This is a genomic window from Testudinibacter sp. P27/CKL/0425 (assembly GCF_052931395.1).
On sequence record NZ_CM128801.1, the window covers coordinates 1,690,132 to 1,707,478 of the forward strand.

Below are 17,347 nucleotides of genomic sequence, written 5' to 3' on the forward strand. Positions count from 1 at the left end.
CGCTGTACATCATCGCAACGATTATCGTTAATCAATTATCTTTTTAAACAATAGGAACTCTTATGTCTGCGACAATTCTTGAAACGCTTCCGTTAGGTCAAAAAGTCGGTATTGCTTTCTCTGGTGGTTTGGATACCAGTGCGGCACTGCTGTGGATGCGCCAAAAAGGGGCGGTGCCTTATGCTTATACCGCAAATTTAGGGCAACCTGACGAGGACGATTACAATGCGATTCCACGCAAAGCCAAAGAATACGGCGCAGAAGATGCCCGCCTGATCGATTGCCGCACTCAACTGGCGCACGAAGGGATTGCCGCCATTCAATGCGGTGCGTTTCATATCTCTACCGGCGGTGTAACCTATTTCAACACCACCCCGTTGGGGCGTGCGGTAACCGGCACCATGCTAGTGGCGGCGATGAAAGAAGATGATGTGAATATCTGGGGCGACGGCAGCACCTTTAAAGGCAACGACATCGAGCGTTTCTATCGCTACGGCTTGCTGACCAACCCGAATCTGAAAATCTACAAACCGTGGTTGGACCAACAGTTTATCGACGAACTGGGTGGACGCCATGAAATGTCCGAGTTCTTAATCGCCAACGGCTTCAACTACAAAATGTCGGTTGAAAAAGCGTATTCCACCGATTCCAATATGCTGGGTGCAACACACGAAGCCAAAGACTTAGAGTTTTTAAACACCGGCATTCGCATTGTTAAACCGATTATGGGCGTGGCATTCTGGGACGAAAACGTTGCAGTGAAAGCCGAAGAAGTGAGCGTGCGTTTTGAAGAAGGCATACCGGTGGCATTAAACGGTAAAGAATTCAACGATCCGGTCGAACTGTTTTTAGAAGCCAACCGTATCGGTGGTCGTCATGGCTTAGGCATGAGCGATCAGATCGAAAACCGCATTATCGAAGCGAAAAGTCGTGGTATTTATGAAGCTCCGGGCATGGCGTTATTGCACATCGCTTATGAGCGTTTGGTTAGCGGTATTCATAACGAAGATACCATTGAGCAATACCGCATCAACGGCTTGCGTTTAGGACGTTTGTTGTATCAAGGTCGTTGGTTCGATCCACAAGCCTTAATGCTGCGTGAAACGGCACAACGTTGGGTTGCTCGTGCAGTAACCGGCGAGGTGACATTAGAGCTGCGTCGTGGTAACGATTATTCTATTTTAGACACCGTTTCCCCGAACTTGACCTATCAAGCTGAACGTTTGAGCATGGAAAAAGTGGAAAACGCCCCATTCAGCCCGGCAGATCGTATCGGTCAATTGACCATGCGCAACTTGGATATTGTTGATACCCGCGATAAATTGGGCATCTACACCCAAACAGGCTTATTAATCGCCGGTCAAGATTCCGTATTGCCACAATTAGGCAAAAAAGACTAATCAGCACTGACTAAAACAATCTAACCGCACTTTGAGCGATCAAAGTGCGGTTTTTTGTTGTGGGATATCGGGGTTGAATGTCTTTGATGATATTTTAGAGAATGCGCAGGCTGGGCTTGCCAGCCCAGCACAAACCGCACTTTGATTATTCTCTGTTGCTTGGATATTCAACTATCGAGTTTCGCCGATGGCGACATTCTTTTTTTGCTTGTCCAAAAAAAAGAACGCAAAAAAAGGACACCCCGAAAATTTTGCTCTGTTTCGCTTGTTGTGAATTTCTACGTTCGATTTGTAAACTCGCTGCGCTCAAACACGACAAATCGAACTTGAAATTTACCGCAACCGCTCAACGCAAAATCACGGGGATTTAAAACCCAATGCATAGCACTTTGATTTTTCCTTTTTTATTTAAATAGTTAAGGTAGAGGTGGATTGTATATCCGCTCATGCTATCGTTGATATTCGCATATTTATTGTGTACGGTTAAGCATAGTGCCGTCCCGTTGGGGCATGATAAAGGTCAAAGTGCTATGCATTGTGTTTTGACTCCCCCCTTCTACGCCGCCTGAGCGGCTGTGAAATTTGCAGGGAAATTTTTTTGTTTGAGCGTAGCGAGTCTGCCCGCATAGCGGGCGAATTAAAAATTTTCCGTTAAGCAAATTCACAGTAAGCGAAGAGCAGCGGCGCAATAGGGGGCGTGCTTTTTTGCTGACTTTTTTGCACGAGCAAAAAAGTCAGTCGCCATCGGCGAAACTCGATAGTTGAATATCCAAGCAACAGAGAATAGCCAAGTACAATATCCCACCAAATCAATTTATATTAAGCATACAAAACCCCGCGTAAAACTGCTAAAATCGCTCGCAATTTCTAGCGATTAATAAGGACTTATTTTGGCTTTACTGAATTTAACCAATGCGTATCTCTCGTTTAGCGATCACCCGTTGCTCGATCATGCGGATTTGCATATTGAAGCGGGCGAGCGGGTCTGTTTGGTGGGGCGCAATGGCGCGGGCAAATCGACGTTGATGAAAATTTTGGCGGGGGAAGTAACCCTTGATGACGGCACGCTGCAACTGGAAAGCGGAGTGGTGGTGTCGCGTTTAGAGCAAGATCCGCCGCGCCATGTTGAAGACAACGTGTTTGATTATGTTGCCGAGGGGATTGCCGATTTAGCCGATTTGCTCAAGCAATATCATCACCTTTCCCATGATTTGGCGCATAATTATTCCGACGAATTGCTGCAACAGCTGGCAGAGGTGCAAAATGCACTGGATCACGCCAACGGCTGGCAGGTGGAAACGCGGATTCAAGATGTGCTGAAACGGCTGGAACTGAATCCGGACACCTTGCTGTCGGATTTATCCGGCGGTTGGCAGCGCAAAGCGGCACTGGCAAGAGCGTTGGTCAGCAAGCCGGATATTTTGTTGTTGGACGAACCGACCAACCATTTAGACATTGAAGCTATTGACTGGCTGGAAGCGTTTTTACTGGAATTTAGCGGCAGCATTATTTTCATTTCTCACGACCGCTCTTTTATCCGCAAAATGGCGACCCGAATCGTCGATTTGGATCGTGGCAAATTGGTGTCGTATCCCGGCAATTACGATCTGTATCTCACCACCAAAGAAGAAAATTTGCGCGTTGAGGAGCTGCAAAACGAACTGTTTGACAAAAAATTGGCGCAGGAAGAAGTCTGGATTCGACAAGGAATCAAAGCCCGCCGCACGCGCAATGAGGGGCGGGTTCGGGCATTGAAAGCGTTGCGTGAGGAGCGTCGCCAGCGGCGCGATGTGCTTGGCACGGCGAAAATTCAGCTTGATCAATCCAGTCGCTCCGGCAAAATCGTATTTGAAATTGAAAATTTAGGCTACCAAATCGGCGATAAAGTGCTGTTAAAACAGTTCAGCGACACGATTCAACGTGGCGATAAAATCGCGCTGGTCGGCCCGAATGGTTGTGGCAAAACCACGTTTATCAAGCTGTTATTGCAACAACTACAGCCAACTGAGGGCAAAGTGCGGTCGGGAACCAAACTGGATATCGCCTATTTTGACCAGTATCGTGCTGATCTCGATCCGGAAAAAAGTGTGATGGATAACGTGGCGGACGGCAAGCAAGACGTAGAAGTCAACGGACATAAACGCCATGTGTTGGGCTACCTGCAAGATTTCCTGTTTCCGCCGAAACGTGCGATGAGCCCGGTGAAAGCGCTGTCCGGCGGAGAACGTAATCGCTTGTTGCTGGCAAAACTGTTATTGAAGCCGAATAATCTGTTGATTCTCGATGAACCAACCAATGATCTGGATGTGGAAACGCTGGAGTTATTAGAAGAGATTTTGAGTGATTATCAAGGCACGTTGATTATCGTCAGCCATGATCGCCAGTTTATCGACAACACCGCCACCGAGTGCTATTTCTTTGAGGGCAACGGCGTATTGAATCATTATGTCGGTGGCTACAGCGATGCAAAACAGCAGCAACAAAATTATTTCGCCACCCTTCAGCAAAAAGTAAGCGATACGCCACCAAGTGCGGTTCAGGCGGAAGAGGACAAAAAAGCTAAGCTGAAAACCGCAGATCGCAAGGTGAAACTGAACTTTAAAGAGCAGCGCGAGCTGGAGCAGTTGCCGCAACTGTTGGAAACACTGGAAGCGGAAATTGAAGCATTACAAGCGGAAGTCGGCAGCAGTGCATTTTTTGAAAAAGATCATCAATACACCAGCCAAACGTTGCAACGTTTAGCTGAAAAAGAGCAGCAATTGGAACAGAGTTTAGAACGTTGGGAACAGTTGGAAAATATGAGTAACGGCAATCTGTAATCAATTAAAGTGCGGTTTAAACCGCACTTTTTTATGTTAGTCAAAAAACGGTTTATCTGCATAAACCGTTTAACTGTCTGATTATTTCATCACTTTCAACAGTGCATCGCCGATTTCCGCCAGACTGCGCACGGTGGTGACACCTGCGGCTTCTAACACGGCAAATTTTTCATCCGCCGTGCCTTTGCCGCCGCTGATTATCGCACCGGCATGCCCCATGCGTTTGCCTTTCGGCGCAGTTACGCCGGCAATGTAGGAAACTACCGGTTTGCTGACGTGCTGTTTGATATAAGCGGCAGCCTCTTCTTCCGCCGAGCCGCCGATTTCGCCGATCATCACGATGGCTTCGGTTTCCGGATCTTGCTCGAACAGTGCCAGAATATCGATAAAGCTTGAACCCGGAATCGGATCGCCGCCGATGCCCACACAACTGGATTGCCCTAAGCCGCAATCGGTGGTTTGTTTCACCGCTTCATAGGTTAGCGTGCCGGAGCGGGAAACGATTCCGACTTTGCCTTTTTTGTGAATGCTGCCCGGCATAATGCCGATTTTGCATTCATCCGGGGTGATAACGCCGGGGCAGTTTGGTCCGATCATTCGCACGCCGGTTTGGTTTAATTTTTGCTTCACTGCCAGCATATCCAAGGTCGGAATGCCTTCGGTGATACAGATAATCAGTTGAATACCCGCGTCAATCGCTTCTAAAATTGCGTCTTTACAACCCGGCGCTGGAACATAAATCACACTGGCGGTGGCGCCGGTGGCTTGTACGGCTTCGGCGACGGTGTTAAAAACCGGCAAGCCTAAATGAGTGCTACCGCCTTTGCCCGGAGAGGTGCCGCCGACTAATTGTGTGCCGTAGGCAAGGGCTTGCTCGGAGTGGAGGGTACCTTGTCCGCCGGTGAAACCTTGGCAAATGACTTTGGTGTTTTTATCAATTAAAATAGACATTATTTTTCCTCCGCTGCGGCGACTACAGATTTAGCCGCATCAGCCAAACTGTTTGCGGCAATGATGTTTAACCCGCTGTTTGCCAGAATTTCACGCCCTAACGGCGCATTGTTGCCTTCCAGACGCACTACCACCGGAATGGTCACGCCCACTTCGCTGACCGCCGCAATAATCCCGTCGGCGATCAGATCGCAACGTACGATTCCGCCGAAAATATTCACCAGCACCGCTTTCACTGCGCTGTCGGACAGAATAATTTTAAATGCTTCCGCCACTCGCTCTTTGGTCGCGCCACCGCCGACATCGAGGAAGTTTGCCGGTTGTCCGCCGTGCAGTTTGATGATATCCATTGTGCCCATTGCCAAGCCGGCGCCGTTCACCATGCAGCCGATATTGCCGTCGAGCGCTACATAGTTCAATTGCCATTTTTCCGCCAGTGCTTCGCGCGGATCTTCTTGGCTCGGATCTTGCATCGCCTGCAAATCCGGGTGGCGATAGGTGGCGTTGCTATCGGTGACAATTTTGGCATCCAGGCAGAACAGTTGATCGTTGTCTAAAATTACCAGCGGATTGACTTCCACCAAGGCGAGATCTTTTTCTATGAACAGTTTTGCCAATTGGGTGAAAATATGGCTGAATTGCTTGATTTGATCGCCTTGCAAGCCTAATTTAAACGCCAGTTGTCTGCCTTGATACGGCATTCCGCCCAATAGCGGATCGAGGCTGACTTTATGCAGTAATTCCGGCGTTTCTTCCGCCACTTCTTCAATATTCATTCCGCCTTCGGTCGACGCCATCACCACGACGGTTTGCGAACTGCGATCCAAAACCGCACTTAGGTAAAGCTCTTTTTTAATTGATGAACATTGTTCGAGATAAATCGTATTGACCGGCTGTCCGTTTTTGTCGGTTTGAAGGGTGACTAAACGTTTACCAAACCATTGCTCGGCGAACGCTTTGATTTCGGCTTCGCCTTTAACTAATTTTACGCCGCCCGCTTTGCCGCGTCCGCCTGCGTGGACTTGACATTTGGCGACCCAAGTATCACCGCCGAGTTTATTCGCAGCGTCAAGTAATTGTTCGACCGTTTGGCAGGTATAGCCGACCGGAACCGGAATTTGATAGTCTGCAAAGATTTTTTTACTCTGGTATTCATGCAAGTTCATTGAGTGTCCTTATTGCAACTGTGGATTAGTTCTGATGAATAAATAAATCATTGATTTACCATCATTTATAGGGGTTAAGGGCAGATTGCTCGCTCTCAAACCGCACTTTGCATTTTCCTTTGTAGGTTAAATGCTGAATCACATCTTGCGAGTTAGGCGGGTTTTGAACCCGCCTCGATTTCGGTTTTTCTTGGATTAAATCTCCAACAAAATACGCGTTGGATCTTCCAACAACTCTTTAATCGTCACCAAGAAACCGACTGATTCCCGTCCGTCGATTAAACGGTGATCGTAGGAAAGTGCCAGATACATCATCGGGCGAATCACCACTTGACCGTCTAAGGCAATCGGGCGCTCTTTTATCGCGTGCATCCCCAAAATGGCACTTTGCGGTGGGTTGATGATCGGAGTGGACATCAACGAACCAAACACGCCGCCGTTGGTGATAGTGAAGTTGCCGCCGGTCAGATCGTCAACGGTCAGTTTGCCTTCTTGTCCTTTTTGCGCCAATTCTTTGATTTGTTGTTCGATTTCCGCCATGGTCAGCTTATCGCAATTTTTCAGCACCGGCGTCACCAAACCACGCGGCGTGGAAACCGCAATGCTGATGTCAAAGTAGTTATGATAAACAATGTCTTCGCCGTCAATGGAGGCATTTACTTCAGGATAGCGTTTTAATGCTTCCACTACGGCTTTGATATAGAACGACATAAAACCTAAACGCACGTTATTGCGTTTTTCAAATTTTTCGCCGTAGGTTTTACGCAGCTGCATAATCGGCGACATATCGACTTCGTTGAAGGTGGTCAGCATCGCGGTGCTGTTTTTGGCTTCGAGCAGGCGTTCGGCAACACGTTTACGCAAACGAGTCATCGGCACGCGTTTTTCACTGCGGTTTGCCAACGCGACAGAGCTGTCGGTGCCTTCTTTGTGAATTTCGGATGATTGTTTGGCAAGGTAAGTGTCGATATCTTCGCGCGTGATTCGCCCGCCAACACCGGAGCCTTGAATATCGGAAGAATCAATATTGTTTTCAGCCAACAGGCGGCGCACGGACGGGCTTAAGTTGTCATTGCCGCCACTTTCTTCGGTGCTGAGTTCCGCATGGTGGCGCCCCGCCGGAGTTGAGGCCGGTTCGCTGACGGTGTCTTTGGTAACGGTGCCGGCAGCGGAAGTCGGTTTCAGTTTACCGAGCAAATCATTGCTGACCACGGTTGCACCTTCTTCATGCAGAATAGACTCTAACACGCCATCGATTGCGGCGGGCACTTCCAGCACGACTTTGTCGGTTTCGATTTCGACTAAAACTTCATCGCGAACAACACTGTCCCCGACTTTTTTATGCCAAGTGGCGACGGTGGCGTCGGCGACGGATTCCGGTAGTACAGGGGTTAAAATATCAATATTGCTCATATTTAGATCCTTTCAATTTAAAAATTTATACAAATGAAATGATACGGATGTCAGTTATTCATTTATGACTTATTCAACGGATAATGCTTCTTCCACCAACGCTTTTTGCTGGGTGGTGTGCAATGAAGCAAAGCCGGTTGCCGGAGAGGCGGAAGCCACTCGACCGACATAATTTAAGCTCGCGCCCGCCGGCAGCGAAGTGCGGAAATTATGTTGGCTGCAATACCATGCGCCTTGGTTTAACGGCTCTTCCTGGCACCAGATAAAATCTTTAACGTGTTGGTATGGCTGTAGAGCCGCCAATACATCTTCGCCCGGATAAGGATAAAGCTGTTCGATCCGGATCAGCGCGACATTAGTTTGCTGATTTTCACGGCGTTTTTCTAATAAATCGTAGTAGACTTTGCCGGAGCAGAGTACCACACGTTCAACCGCTTTCGGATCTAAATCGTCAAGTTCCGGTAAGACGGTTTGGAACGTGCCTTCCAACAGCTCCGACATGTCGGAAATCGCCAAGGGATGTCGCAACAACGATTTCGGCGTCAGTGCAATCAGCGGACGACGCATCGGGCGAACCATTTGGCGGCGCAACATATGGTAAACTTGCGCTGGAGTTGACGGCACACAAACTTGAATGTTTTCTTCGGCACACAGTTGCAGATAGCGCTCTAAGCGGGCGGAGGAGTGTTCCGGGCCTTGCCCTTCATAGCCGTGCGGCAGTAGCATGGTCAAACCGCACATTCTGCCCCATTTTTGTTCGCCGGAGCTGATGAACTGATCGATAACCACTTGCGCTACGTTGGCAAAATCGCCGAATTGAGCTTCCCAAATCACCAGTGTTTTCGGATCGGAGGTGGCGTAACCGTATTCATACGCCAACACCGCTTCTTCTGATAACACCGAATCCCAAACTTCAAACCGCCCTTGCTGGTTATGCAAGTTGGCTAACGGAATGTAATAAGTGCCGTCTTCTTGATTATGCAGTACTGCGTGGCGATGGAAGAAAGTTCCACGTCCGGAATCTTCACCGGATAAGCGGATTGAACTGCCGTCGTCTAACATGGTGGCGTAAGCCATAATTTCCGCCATGCCCCAGTCAAACGGTTTTTCGCCGTTTGCCATTAATTCGCGATCTTCGTAGATTTTTTTCACCCGATTGTGCAGTTTATGCGAATCCGGGTATAGGCAGATTTTTTTCGCCAGTGCCACAAACCGCTCTTTCGGGAAACGGTTTTCATAGTGAGCGGTCCAATCGTGATCCAAATAGTTCAGCCATTCGATTGAATTGCGATCCAACTCCCGCCACTCTTTGACTACACATTCGCCGTTGTCTAGCGCATCGCGATATTCGTTCATCATTTCAAAGCTGCGATCGTCGCTCAGCACATTTTCTGCAACTAGACGATCGGCATATACTTTGCGCGGGGGCGGGTGTTTTTTGATCTGTTTGTACATCATCGGCTGGGTGGCAGACGGTTCGTCGGCTTCATTGTGCCCGTGACGGCGATAGGAAACCAGATCGATAAAAATGTCTTTTTTGAATTTTGCCCGATATTCCACCGCCATGCGCGCAGCATAAATTACCGCTTCCGGATCGTCGCCGTTCACATGAATAATCGGCGCATCGACCATTTTGGCGATATCGGTACAATATTCGGTGGAGCGAGTGTCACCGGTATAAGAAGTGGTGAAACCGATACGATTGTTGATCACCACGCGAATTGCGCCGCCGATGGTGTAGCCGCGGGTTGCCGACATATTCAGGGTTTCTTGAATAATCCCTTGTCCGGTTACGGCGGAATCGCCATGCACAGTGATGGCAAGCACTTTATTGCGCTCATTATCCTGCAACCGTGTTTGACGCGCGCGAACCGAGCCGATCACAACCGGGCTGACGATTTCCAAATGCGACGGATTAAACGCCAGTGATAAATGCACTGGACCGTTATCGGTCATAAAGTTTGATGAAAACCCTTGGTGATATTTCACATCGCCGGTGCGATCATGGCTATGTTTACCTGCAAATTCTTCAAACAGCTCCGCCGGTTTTTTCCCTAACACATTCACCAGCATATTCAAGCGCCCGCGGTGCGCCATGCCCATTACCACATCTTTCGCACCGAATTTACCGGCATGGCGAATGATCTCTTTCATCAGCGGGATAAACGCGTCGCTTCCTTCCAAGGAAAAACGTTTTGCTCCGGGGAATTTTGCGCCTAAATAACGCTCAAGCCCTTCGGCGGCGGTTAATTCTTGCAGGTAAGTTTGCTTTTCTTCATCGCTAAATAGCGGTTTGTTGAGGCGGGCTTCCATTTTTTTCTGCAACCAGTTACGCACTTCAATATTGTGAATGTGCATAAATTCCAGCCCGATAGTGTCGCAGTAGGTGGCATTCAGTTTTTCGGACAGTTCGCGCAAGGTGATGTTTTCCATATCATACACATAGCCGCCGATATTAAATTCTTCGTCTAAATTTTTATCTTCCAGTCCGTAAAATTGATAATCCAAATTCGGCACGGACAGACGTTTCCACATTTTTAACGGATCTAAATCAGCGCGTAAATGCCCGCGATAACGAAACGCATTAATATATTGCAACACGCGAACTAATCGACGACTGGCGCTAGGATCAATAATGGTGTAGGTTCCGGTTTTATTGGTGTTTTCTCTGGCAAGCTCACGGAAATATTCTCGAACCGGTGTGTGCGCCTGTTCTACTACCGTCGGTTTCGGCCAATTATCGAAGATTTGTTTCCAGCTGGAGTCCACACTTTGCGGATCATTGAGATAGTCTTCATAGACTTGTTCGACATAAGTTTGGTTGGCTCCGCCCAATGCGCTGGAGTCAAGCCAATCCTGCATAGCACCGTTTTGTCGCATAACTACCTGACCTTTTTAAGATAACTAAATAAGATTAACTATATAAGATAAATATCTATTTTATCAGTAAATTTAACATTTTATTCCGGATAACCAAATAAAAAAATCGTATTTACCGTAAAACCGTCATATTTATATTTACACTGGCAATTATACCGAAAAAATTTTTTTATAATGTGACCTGCCTAGAAGTTTTTACAAAAAAGTAACATTTTGTGCAAAAGCCACTTTAAATTTGGCAACGAAATGACTAAATTGTTGAAAAGCCATTTTACATAAGCCTTTTATTTGTGCTAATAAAAGAGCACCACCTGGGAAGTTTGCAGTATAAAATGAATTAATCATTAACAAAAATCTAACATAGGGAGTGATCATGTCGGAATTAAAAGCAACATTATCAATAAGTGATGGGCGTGAGCTTGAGCTGGATGTTCATCGTGCAGTCTTGGGGTATGATGCGGTAGATGTTCAATCATTAGTTAAAAACCATTTGTTTACCTATGATCCGGGCTTTATGTCAACCGCCTCGTGTCAATCTGCGATCACCTATATCGACGGCGACGAGGGCGTGCTGCTGCATCGGGGCTATCCGATTGAGCAATTGGCGGAAAATGCCGATTATTTGGAAGTATCCTATCTATTATTATTCGGCGAAAGACCGAATAAAGAGCAGTACAAAGCGTTTGAAGCACGGGTTAAAAAACATACTTTGGTGCACGAACAAATTTCACGCTTTTTCCACGGTTTCCGTCGAGATTCCCACCCGATGGCGATTATGTGCGGGGTCAGCGGCGCATTGGCAGCGTTCTATCACGACTCTATTGATGTCAATAATATTTACCATCGCGAATTAACCGCTTATCGTCTGTTGGCAAAAATGCCAACCTTGGCAGCGATGTGTTACAAATATTCCATCGGACAGCCGTTTATGTATCCGCAGCGCCACCTGTCTTTCTCCGGCAATTTCTTATACATGATGTTTGCTAATCCATGTGAGCCGTATGTGGTCAATCCGGTGTTGGAAAAAGCAATGGATAAAATCTTTATTCTGCACGCCGATCACGAACAAAACGCCTCAACCTCGACCGTGCGCACCGCCGCATCGTCCGGCGCGAATCCGTTTGCTTGTATTGCGGCGGGGATCGCTTCGCTCTGGGGGCCGGCACATGGCGGCGCCAATGAAGCCTGTATCAATATGTTAGAGGAGATCGGCAGTGTTGATCGAATTCCGGAATATATTGAAAAAGCTAAAGATAAAAACGATCCGTTCCGTTTAATGGGCTTCGGACATCGGGTGTATAAAAACTACGATCCGCGCGCCAAAGTGATGCGTCAAACTTGCCACGAAGTGTTGAAAGAGCTGAATATTCAGAATCCGTTATTAGATGTGGCAATGGAACTGGAACGTATTGCCTTAAGTGATCCGTATTTTGTCGATCATAAACTGTATCCAAACGTGGATTTCTATTCGGGCATTATTTTGAAAGCTATCGGCATTCCGGTTTCAATGTTTACCGTGATGTTCGCGTTAGCCAGAACAGTCGGCTGGATTGCACATTGGAAAGAGATGTACAACCAAGGTGCAATTAAAATTGTGCGTCCGCGCCAGTTGTATGTCGGACACTCGAAGCGGGATTTTGAACCGATGGATAAAGCATAATTCGTCACGAATATGTGAGACAAACCGCACTTGGCGCAGATCGCAGACCAAGTGCGGTTTTTTGGCATAGTAGCCAAAAATGTGGCTGATTTTGAGATCTAAGCTTCTATTAGACATTTTTGTGGCTACTCCTCTTAAAGCGCTAGTTTTTCTAGCTCTTTTTATTCAAAAAATCCTGTATAAACATAATCTTATTCCTTCGGTTTAGTCCATTATGAACGGATAATTTCTGCTTTAAATCCTTAAACAGCCCTTCCAGCCGATTTGTCGTTTTTTCTATCCGTAACTCCGGGTATTTTTCAAAGACAAACAAGTAATCCATATAGCGTTTAATACTGGCATAAGCCCCTCTCAATTTGCGATGTTTATAAGGAAATTTACCCTGATTATCGGGTATATCAGACCGTTCTTCTAAGTAAGCTTTATGCTGCAAAAACCAGTGATGCAAACGGACATAAAAGTCATTTTTGTGACTCTGCTTGAGTGTTTTAACCATTGTTTTCAGTTCCTTTCCGGCAACGGATTTAGGGTTTCTCGTCAGCTTGCGAATCACCATTGCAACAAGGTGAAATTGGCACATTTGGGTTGGCGTATTAAATATATCTTTCAATAAGCCCCGTCGCCCATCGCAAGTAATAGATTGAATAATAAATCCTTTTTTACGCAATCGATTGATGGCTTTGGTATAGTAAATGTCCTTTTCGGTACGAACGATTTGGTGGTAAATCACCTTTTTTGAGCGGGAATCCATTATGACTAATACGCCGAATTGTGGCCCGAAAAAAGTGACATCCATAATAAGATTCAACATTGTGGTTTGCGGTGTGCTGAGTGGCGTTTTAGGGGCTTTTTTCAGGTGCCTTTGGATAGTCCTGACCGAACAATCATAGGTTAACGCAAGCTGCTTATACGTCTGTTTTCCGACGGTGTAATCGTGCCAGATTTGGGCGGATTGAAGGTAATTTGTGTGAGAATATGTCCGTAAACAATCCAAGCATTTATAGCGTTGCTTGCCTGAATTTTTACCGTGTTTTTTAATGTGTTCTGAACCACAGAAATAGCAATTTTTTGGTCATTTTAAAAAATCTCACTTAACGCCTTATTCTATAAGGGATTAAGCGAGATTTCAGCCACATTTTTGTCTACTATGCCCAATATCAGTAGCCGTATGTCCACTATGAAAGGCTGCCCCGATGGTAAAATGATTGAAGCAGATATTCCCGTGCATTTAGATAATGCCAGCATTGGTTACAACAGCAAATTGCCAATTGTCATTTATGCGCCGAAGGAGGTTAAAATCAGCTACCGGCTGTGGTCAACATCAGAAGCTATTCAACCCGCTAACATTCAAAATAAATAAATAATTAATTATAGTAGAATCAAGCAAAGCCAGTACAATCATTACAGATACGGTGCTTGAAAACTGAAGAAATAAAAGAGTCTAGTCATACTCTTTTAAATATGTAAAATAACAGTCCCAATCTGACAGTATCCCTGGTTTAAATAGATGACCGTCAGATTAGATTTATGCGATAATATTTCTATATCACTTAGAAAATTATCCTAGAATTGGTAACGAAGCCCGACGCCTAAAGCATGCTGCTGTTTACTACGTGCACGTTGGAAACCAATATCGGTAGATAATGCAAGTTTTGGTGTGATTTTAGCAATCAATTGACTTGTGATGCCCAATGTATTTGCCAGTTTGCCCTGTTTATAGGCAACATCATCAACATACAGCTGGCGTTGTTTTTGATGATAGATAGCATAAGATAGCTGTCCTTTCAATTCAAACATACCAACACTATAGCTTACACCAACCCCTAAATTGGTTTTCAGCGCTTTCAAATTGTCGTATTTTAATTGTACGTTATTGACGTTATCAGTAATATTGGCAATCGGTGTTTCTAAGTAGTGTAATCCGAATATTGGTATCAGCGACAACTTTTCGTTCAGTTTATAGTGGTAACTAGTGGTAACGCCAATAATGAAAGTATTGCCTTTAACCGTATCGCTAGCGGCAGCAATGTTACCTTTGTGGTGTTGATACGCCGTAGAAATATCAAGAGCAACATTATTGCTTAACTTATTATGTAAACCGGCATTTACCCCCCAACTTTTGTAGCTGCCTTTGGAGCTGCCATCAATTGCTTTTGGGGTCACATTGTAGCGTGTTTTATTTCCTGCAAGATAAAATTGGTGCCGTTTATCTGCTGAATGCCATAACTGACCACCGAGCATTACGCCATTGTAACTTGAGTCAAAGTCATAACCATAATCTACAAAGCCGAGGTTTGTCGCATATTTTTGTTTTCCGTTAAGGTATTTTACAAAAATATTACGCCTTTGCTCAGACAGCAAACGACTTTCCTGCATAAATCTGGTGTGGATTTGTTCGCTCATGTTACTCATTGCCAAATCGGCAGTTAAATACGACGCCAATACAGGGTTGACTTGTGGACGGGCATTGACGGTTTGTGGTGCTAAGAGCGGAGCAGTCGGTAAAATTGCTTTGCCGTCAGAAGTAATCAATTTATTGGTCAAATAAATGGCGTGTTTTCCGTCAATATTAGCAACATCTGCCAGCGTATAAACATACATTCCAGCGATTTGATCTCCATTGACTAACGCCCAGTTAATGCTTTGAGGGCCGTTAAAGACGACGAGTTCTTCACCATGAGCATGGTAATAACCCTTGGTATTAGGTTTCAGCTTTTTCTGTAAGTCGACTTGTAATCTAACTTCTTTCGCTGAAATTTGATTATTCACTGTTAGTTTCGGTGTATTCTTACCCGTCACAGTGAATTGAATATGCCCTAACGCGCCATCTTCTACCGTTAAGTTGTCAATGTTTTGTACCCCTTCAATGCGTACGATGCCAGGACTTTCAGGATTGGTGGTGTTTGTCAGAGTAACCGTTGTGAATGCTTTATTTTTCCCTTGTTCATCGGGCTTTTGATCTAAGACTAAAGTACCTTCACTGACTTTTACCGCCCCTAAGCTGTCTCCTGTGCCTTGCTTAATGGCAATACCATCGCCGATTTTTTCAATTTCTTTTTCACCGGAATAAGTAAACGTTAATGGGAGTTTTTGTCGGATGTCACTAAATACCTTGCCGACTTTCCAGAAAAATTCCTGCATTTCAATCGGAAGATACATAATAGTAGTATATTCCGTTGTATTTTCATAAGCTAATCCAATACTGCCGTCACCAAGCTCTGCCATTGAGCTATAGACATAACCATTTGGTTTATTGTTAGCCTTCCCCGTGCTTGTTATTTCTCTAACTAAATTCGTCGTATCCCACTTAATGCTTCCATCTGCTTGAACTTCACCCAAGAAAAGCTTCCCATCACGACGGAGAGCATCCCCCCCAGTGCCTTCAACCGATTGACCAGAGAAAATGATATATTCTTTGCCATTGATTTTTTTGGAATACTTAATGACCGACAGCTGAGAATAGCCGTGTTTCAAGTCAGCCACTTTTTCAGTATCACTCCAAGTATAGCCACCATCTTTTGAAGTGGACATAATGACCTTGCCACTGTTATTTCTCACAAATAATTTGAGATCACCATTATCCAGCTCAATTAATTGAGATTCAGTTAATTCATTTCCAGAATTGGAATTATTTAAGGTTTCGGAGTTTTGTCCATTCAATTGTGGACGATTATCATTTGGACTTTGACCTAAATCCCAAGTCTTTCCGCCATCTTTACTGATAATAAGTGCAGAAGACTGCTTTCCATTTCTATTAATGTAATAAACAGGGAGAAGTAAATTACCAATTTTAGTCTGAATACCCACGCCAGGACCAGTACCTAAAAAGCGCATCCAATCTTTTTTTATTTGCCATGTCAAATCAATTGGGCTTGACCAAGTTTTTCCATTGTCATCAGAGTGGGTGAGCCAAAAATAAGATGCATTAGGGGCGGTGAAAGGAACATTGTTGTTATTTTTGTCTTGTTTTAAATAAATGTTGCCTAAGATATTTCCATTTTCATCGGTTACATTGCCAAGATCTTGAAAGTTCTTTGCGGGATCTCCAATAGTTGTTACTTTATAGGCGGTTTTATTGTTATTTTGATCAAAAACTTCTCCATTTTCTCTCAATGTATAAGTTTGATCTCCATTTTTTAGCTTTAGATAGTGCTTGCCACCAATATTCACATAACCGCTACCAAAATCTTTTACGCCATTCCCCCAAGAGGCATCAGAAAGACCTGCGCTTTCTGGGAACATATCTACTGCCATAAAAATACGCCCGTTGTTTTTATCTTGTACCATTTGCGCATCAATTAAAAATGCAGAAGTACACGTTCTATTATTTGGACAGTTATTTCTGTCCCCCCAAGCATTGGTTGACATCGTATGTTCTGGGTTTGAGTACTGGGAAGTTAAATCCATAATGGTGGTGATCTCACTCCAAGTTTTTCCATCATCTGTACTAATACGAATTGCTGTATCAATATCCCCCCAGTCGCCGCGATGTTGCCAGCGTTTATCTGCTGCAGCGATTAATACGCCGTCTTTTGTTCTAAGTAAAGAGGGAATGCGCCAAATTGGGACATTTTCACTTCCTTGCTCAGTTAAACTTTTATCAAAAAGTTTGATTTCCTCATGGGAAATGACACCCATAGCCGCTTTATCGGTTATTGGTTGACTAGCAGCAGATACATTCGATACTAATATACTTGAAATAACAGCTGAAATTGTGGCTAATTTTCTCATAAAACTTCTCCAAACTGGCACTTTTGCCAAGTGAAACGGTTATAAAAAGATTGATTGTGTAGATATTTAATCTAACCATTGTAAAATACAGTTTTTATTTTTGGAGTAAATGACCAATATAAAAATATTGGAGATGTGTCACGTAATTAGTTTTATTTTGGTGCATTATTTCACAATCTTACGGGCTTAGAGTTATATTTTAATAACAAATGATTTATTGATTGCTTCTGTCAATAAATTATTATCTTTTTTAAGGATTTAAAGAGAAAAAATCACACCTGCGCAGGGCGCTAATTTTTAGTTATTCGGTTGATTGGTTATTTTTAT

General features: G+C 44.8%; 10 protein-coding genes. 4 read left to right on the forward strand and 6 right to left on the reverse strand.

The features are described 5' to 3' along the window. The first annotated feature begins 62 nt into the window (after positions 1 to 62). Both argG and ACUHGC_RS08480 read left to right on the forward strand, forming a co-directional pair. The gene (gene argG / locus ACUHGC_RS08475; RefSeq protein ID WP_446832906.1) at positions 63 to 1,400 is read left to right on the forward strand and encodes an argininosuccinate synthase; all 1,338 of its coding nucleotides are present in this window, start codon (positions 63 to 65) and stop codon (positions 1,398 to 1,400) included. An 890-nt stretch (positions 1,401 to 2,290) separates the two neighbouring features. Further along, positions 2,291 to 4,219, forward strand: coding sequence for an ABC transporter ATP-binding protein (locus tag ACUHGC_RS08480; protein ID WP_446832907.1), 1,929 nt, complete (start codon positions 2,291 to 2,293; stop codon positions 4,217 to 4,219). Between the two features lie 81 nt (positions 4,220 to 4,300). On the opposite strand, the gene sucD is transcribed toward ACUHGC_RS08480, so the two are convergent. The 4 genes from sucD to sucA form a co-directional block, all read right to left on the reverse strand. Next, positions 4,301 to 5,170: a succinate--CoA ligase subunit alpha gene (gene sucD / locus ACUHGC_RS08485; protein ID WP_446832908.1), complete on the reverse strand. Its 870-nt coding sequence runs from the start codon at positions 5,168 to 5,170 to the stop codon at positions 4,301 to 4,303. Continuing rightward, positions 5,170 to 6,336, reverse strand: coding sequence for an ADP-forming succinate--CoA ligase subunit beta (gene sucC, locus ACUHGC_RS08490; protein WP_446832909.1), 1,167 nt, complete (start codon positions 6,334 to 6,336; stop codon positions 5,170 to 5,172). Before sucC ends, sucD begins: the two co-directional genes overlap by 1 nt. Before the next feature lie 195 nt (positions 6,337 to 6,531). Beyond that, positions 6,532 to 7,749, reverse strand: coding sequence for a 2-oxoglutarate dehydrogenase complex dihydrolipoyllysine-residue succinyltransferase (gene odhB, locus ACUHGC_RS08495; RefSeq protein WP_446832910.1), 1,218 nt, complete (start codon positions 7,747 to 7,749; stop codon positions 6,532 to 6,534). A gap of 69 nt (positions 7,750 to 7,818) precedes the next feature. Then, positions 7,819 to 10,629, reverse strand: coding sequence for a 2-oxoglutarate dehydrogenase E1 component (gene sucA, locus ACUHGC_RS08500; protein WP_446832911.1), 2,811 nt, complete (start codon positions 10,627 to 10,629; stop codon positions 7,819 to 7,821). A gap of 373 nt (positions 10,630 to 11,002) precedes the next feature. Between sucA and ACUHGC_RS08505 the strand changes: the two genes are divergently transcribed. Next, positions 11,003 to 12,289 carry a citrate synthase gene (locus tag ACUHGC_RS08505; RefSeq protein ID WP_446832912.1) on the forward strand — a complete coding sequence of 429 codons (1,287 nt, stop codon included), beginning with the start codon at positions 11,003 to 11,005 and terminating at the stop codon, positions 12,287 to 12,289. A 151-nt stretch (positions 12,290 to 12,440) separates the two neighbouring features. Here the strand turns inward: ACUHGC_RS08505 and ACUHGC_RS08510 are convergent, their stop codons facing one another. Next, positions 12,441 to 13,328 carry an IS256 family transposase, variant Zn-binding type gene (locus ACUHGC_RS08510; protein ID WP_446834810.1) on the reverse strand — a complete coding sequence of 296 codons (888 nt, stop codon included), beginning with the start codon at positions 13,326 to 13,328 and terminating at the stop codon, positions 12,441 to 12,443. A gap of 129 nt (positions 13,329 to 13,457) precedes the next feature. Here ACUHGC_RS08510 and ACUHGC_RS08515 point away from each other — a divergent pair, with 129 nt between their 5' ends. Beyond that, a complete protein-coding gene (locus ACUHGC_RS08515) occupies positions 13,458 to 13,649 on the forward strand; it encodes an ecotin family protein (RefSeq protein WP_446832913.1) in 192 nt (63 codons plus the stop codon). 203 nt (positions 13,650 to 13,852) lie between these two features. Here the strand turns inward: ACUHGC_RS08515 and ACUHGC_RS08520 are convergent, their stop codons facing one another. Further along, positions 13,853 to 17,020 (reverse strand): exo-alpha-sialidase, encoded by a 3,168-nt coding sequence (locus ACUHGC_RS08520; RefSeq protein WP_446832914.1) that lies wholly within the window; start codon positions 17,018 to 17,020, stop codon positions 13,853 to 13,855. Positions 17,021 to 17,347: the final 327 nt, after the last annotated feature.

Bases quoted from the DNA above. Each gene is read 5' to 3' on its own strand.
- argG (WP_446832906.1), top strand. From the start codon at position 63: ATGTCTGCGACAATTCTTGAAACGCTTCCGTTAGGTCAAAAAGTCGGT.
- sucD (WP_446832908.1), bottom strand. From the start codon at position 5,170: ATGTCTATTTTAATTGATAAAAACACCAAAGTCATTTGCCAAGGTTTC.
- sucC (WP_446832909.1), bottom strand. From the start codon at position 6,336: ATGAACTTGCATGAATACCAGAGTAAAAAAATCTTTGCAGACTATCAA.
- odhB (WP_446832910.1), bottom strand. From the start codon at position 7,749: ATGAGCAATATTGATATTTTAACCCCTGTACTACCGGAATCCGTCGCC.
- sucA (WP_446832911.1), bottom strand. From the start codon at position 10,629: ATGCGACAAAACGGTGCTATGCAGGATTGGCTTGACTCCAGCGCATTG.
- ACUHGC_RS08505 (WP_446832912.1), top strand. From the start codon at position 11,003: ATGTCGGAATTAAAAGCAACATTATCAATAAGTGATGGGCGTGAGCTT.
- ACUHGC_RS08515 (WP_446832913.1), top strand. From the start codon at position 13,458: ATGTCCACTATGAAAGGCTGCCCCGATGGTAAAATGATTGAAGCAGAT.
- ACUHGC_RS08520 (WP_446832914.1), bottom strand. From the start codon at position 17,020: ATGAGAAAATTAGCCACAATTTCAGCTGTTATTTCAAGTATATTAGTA.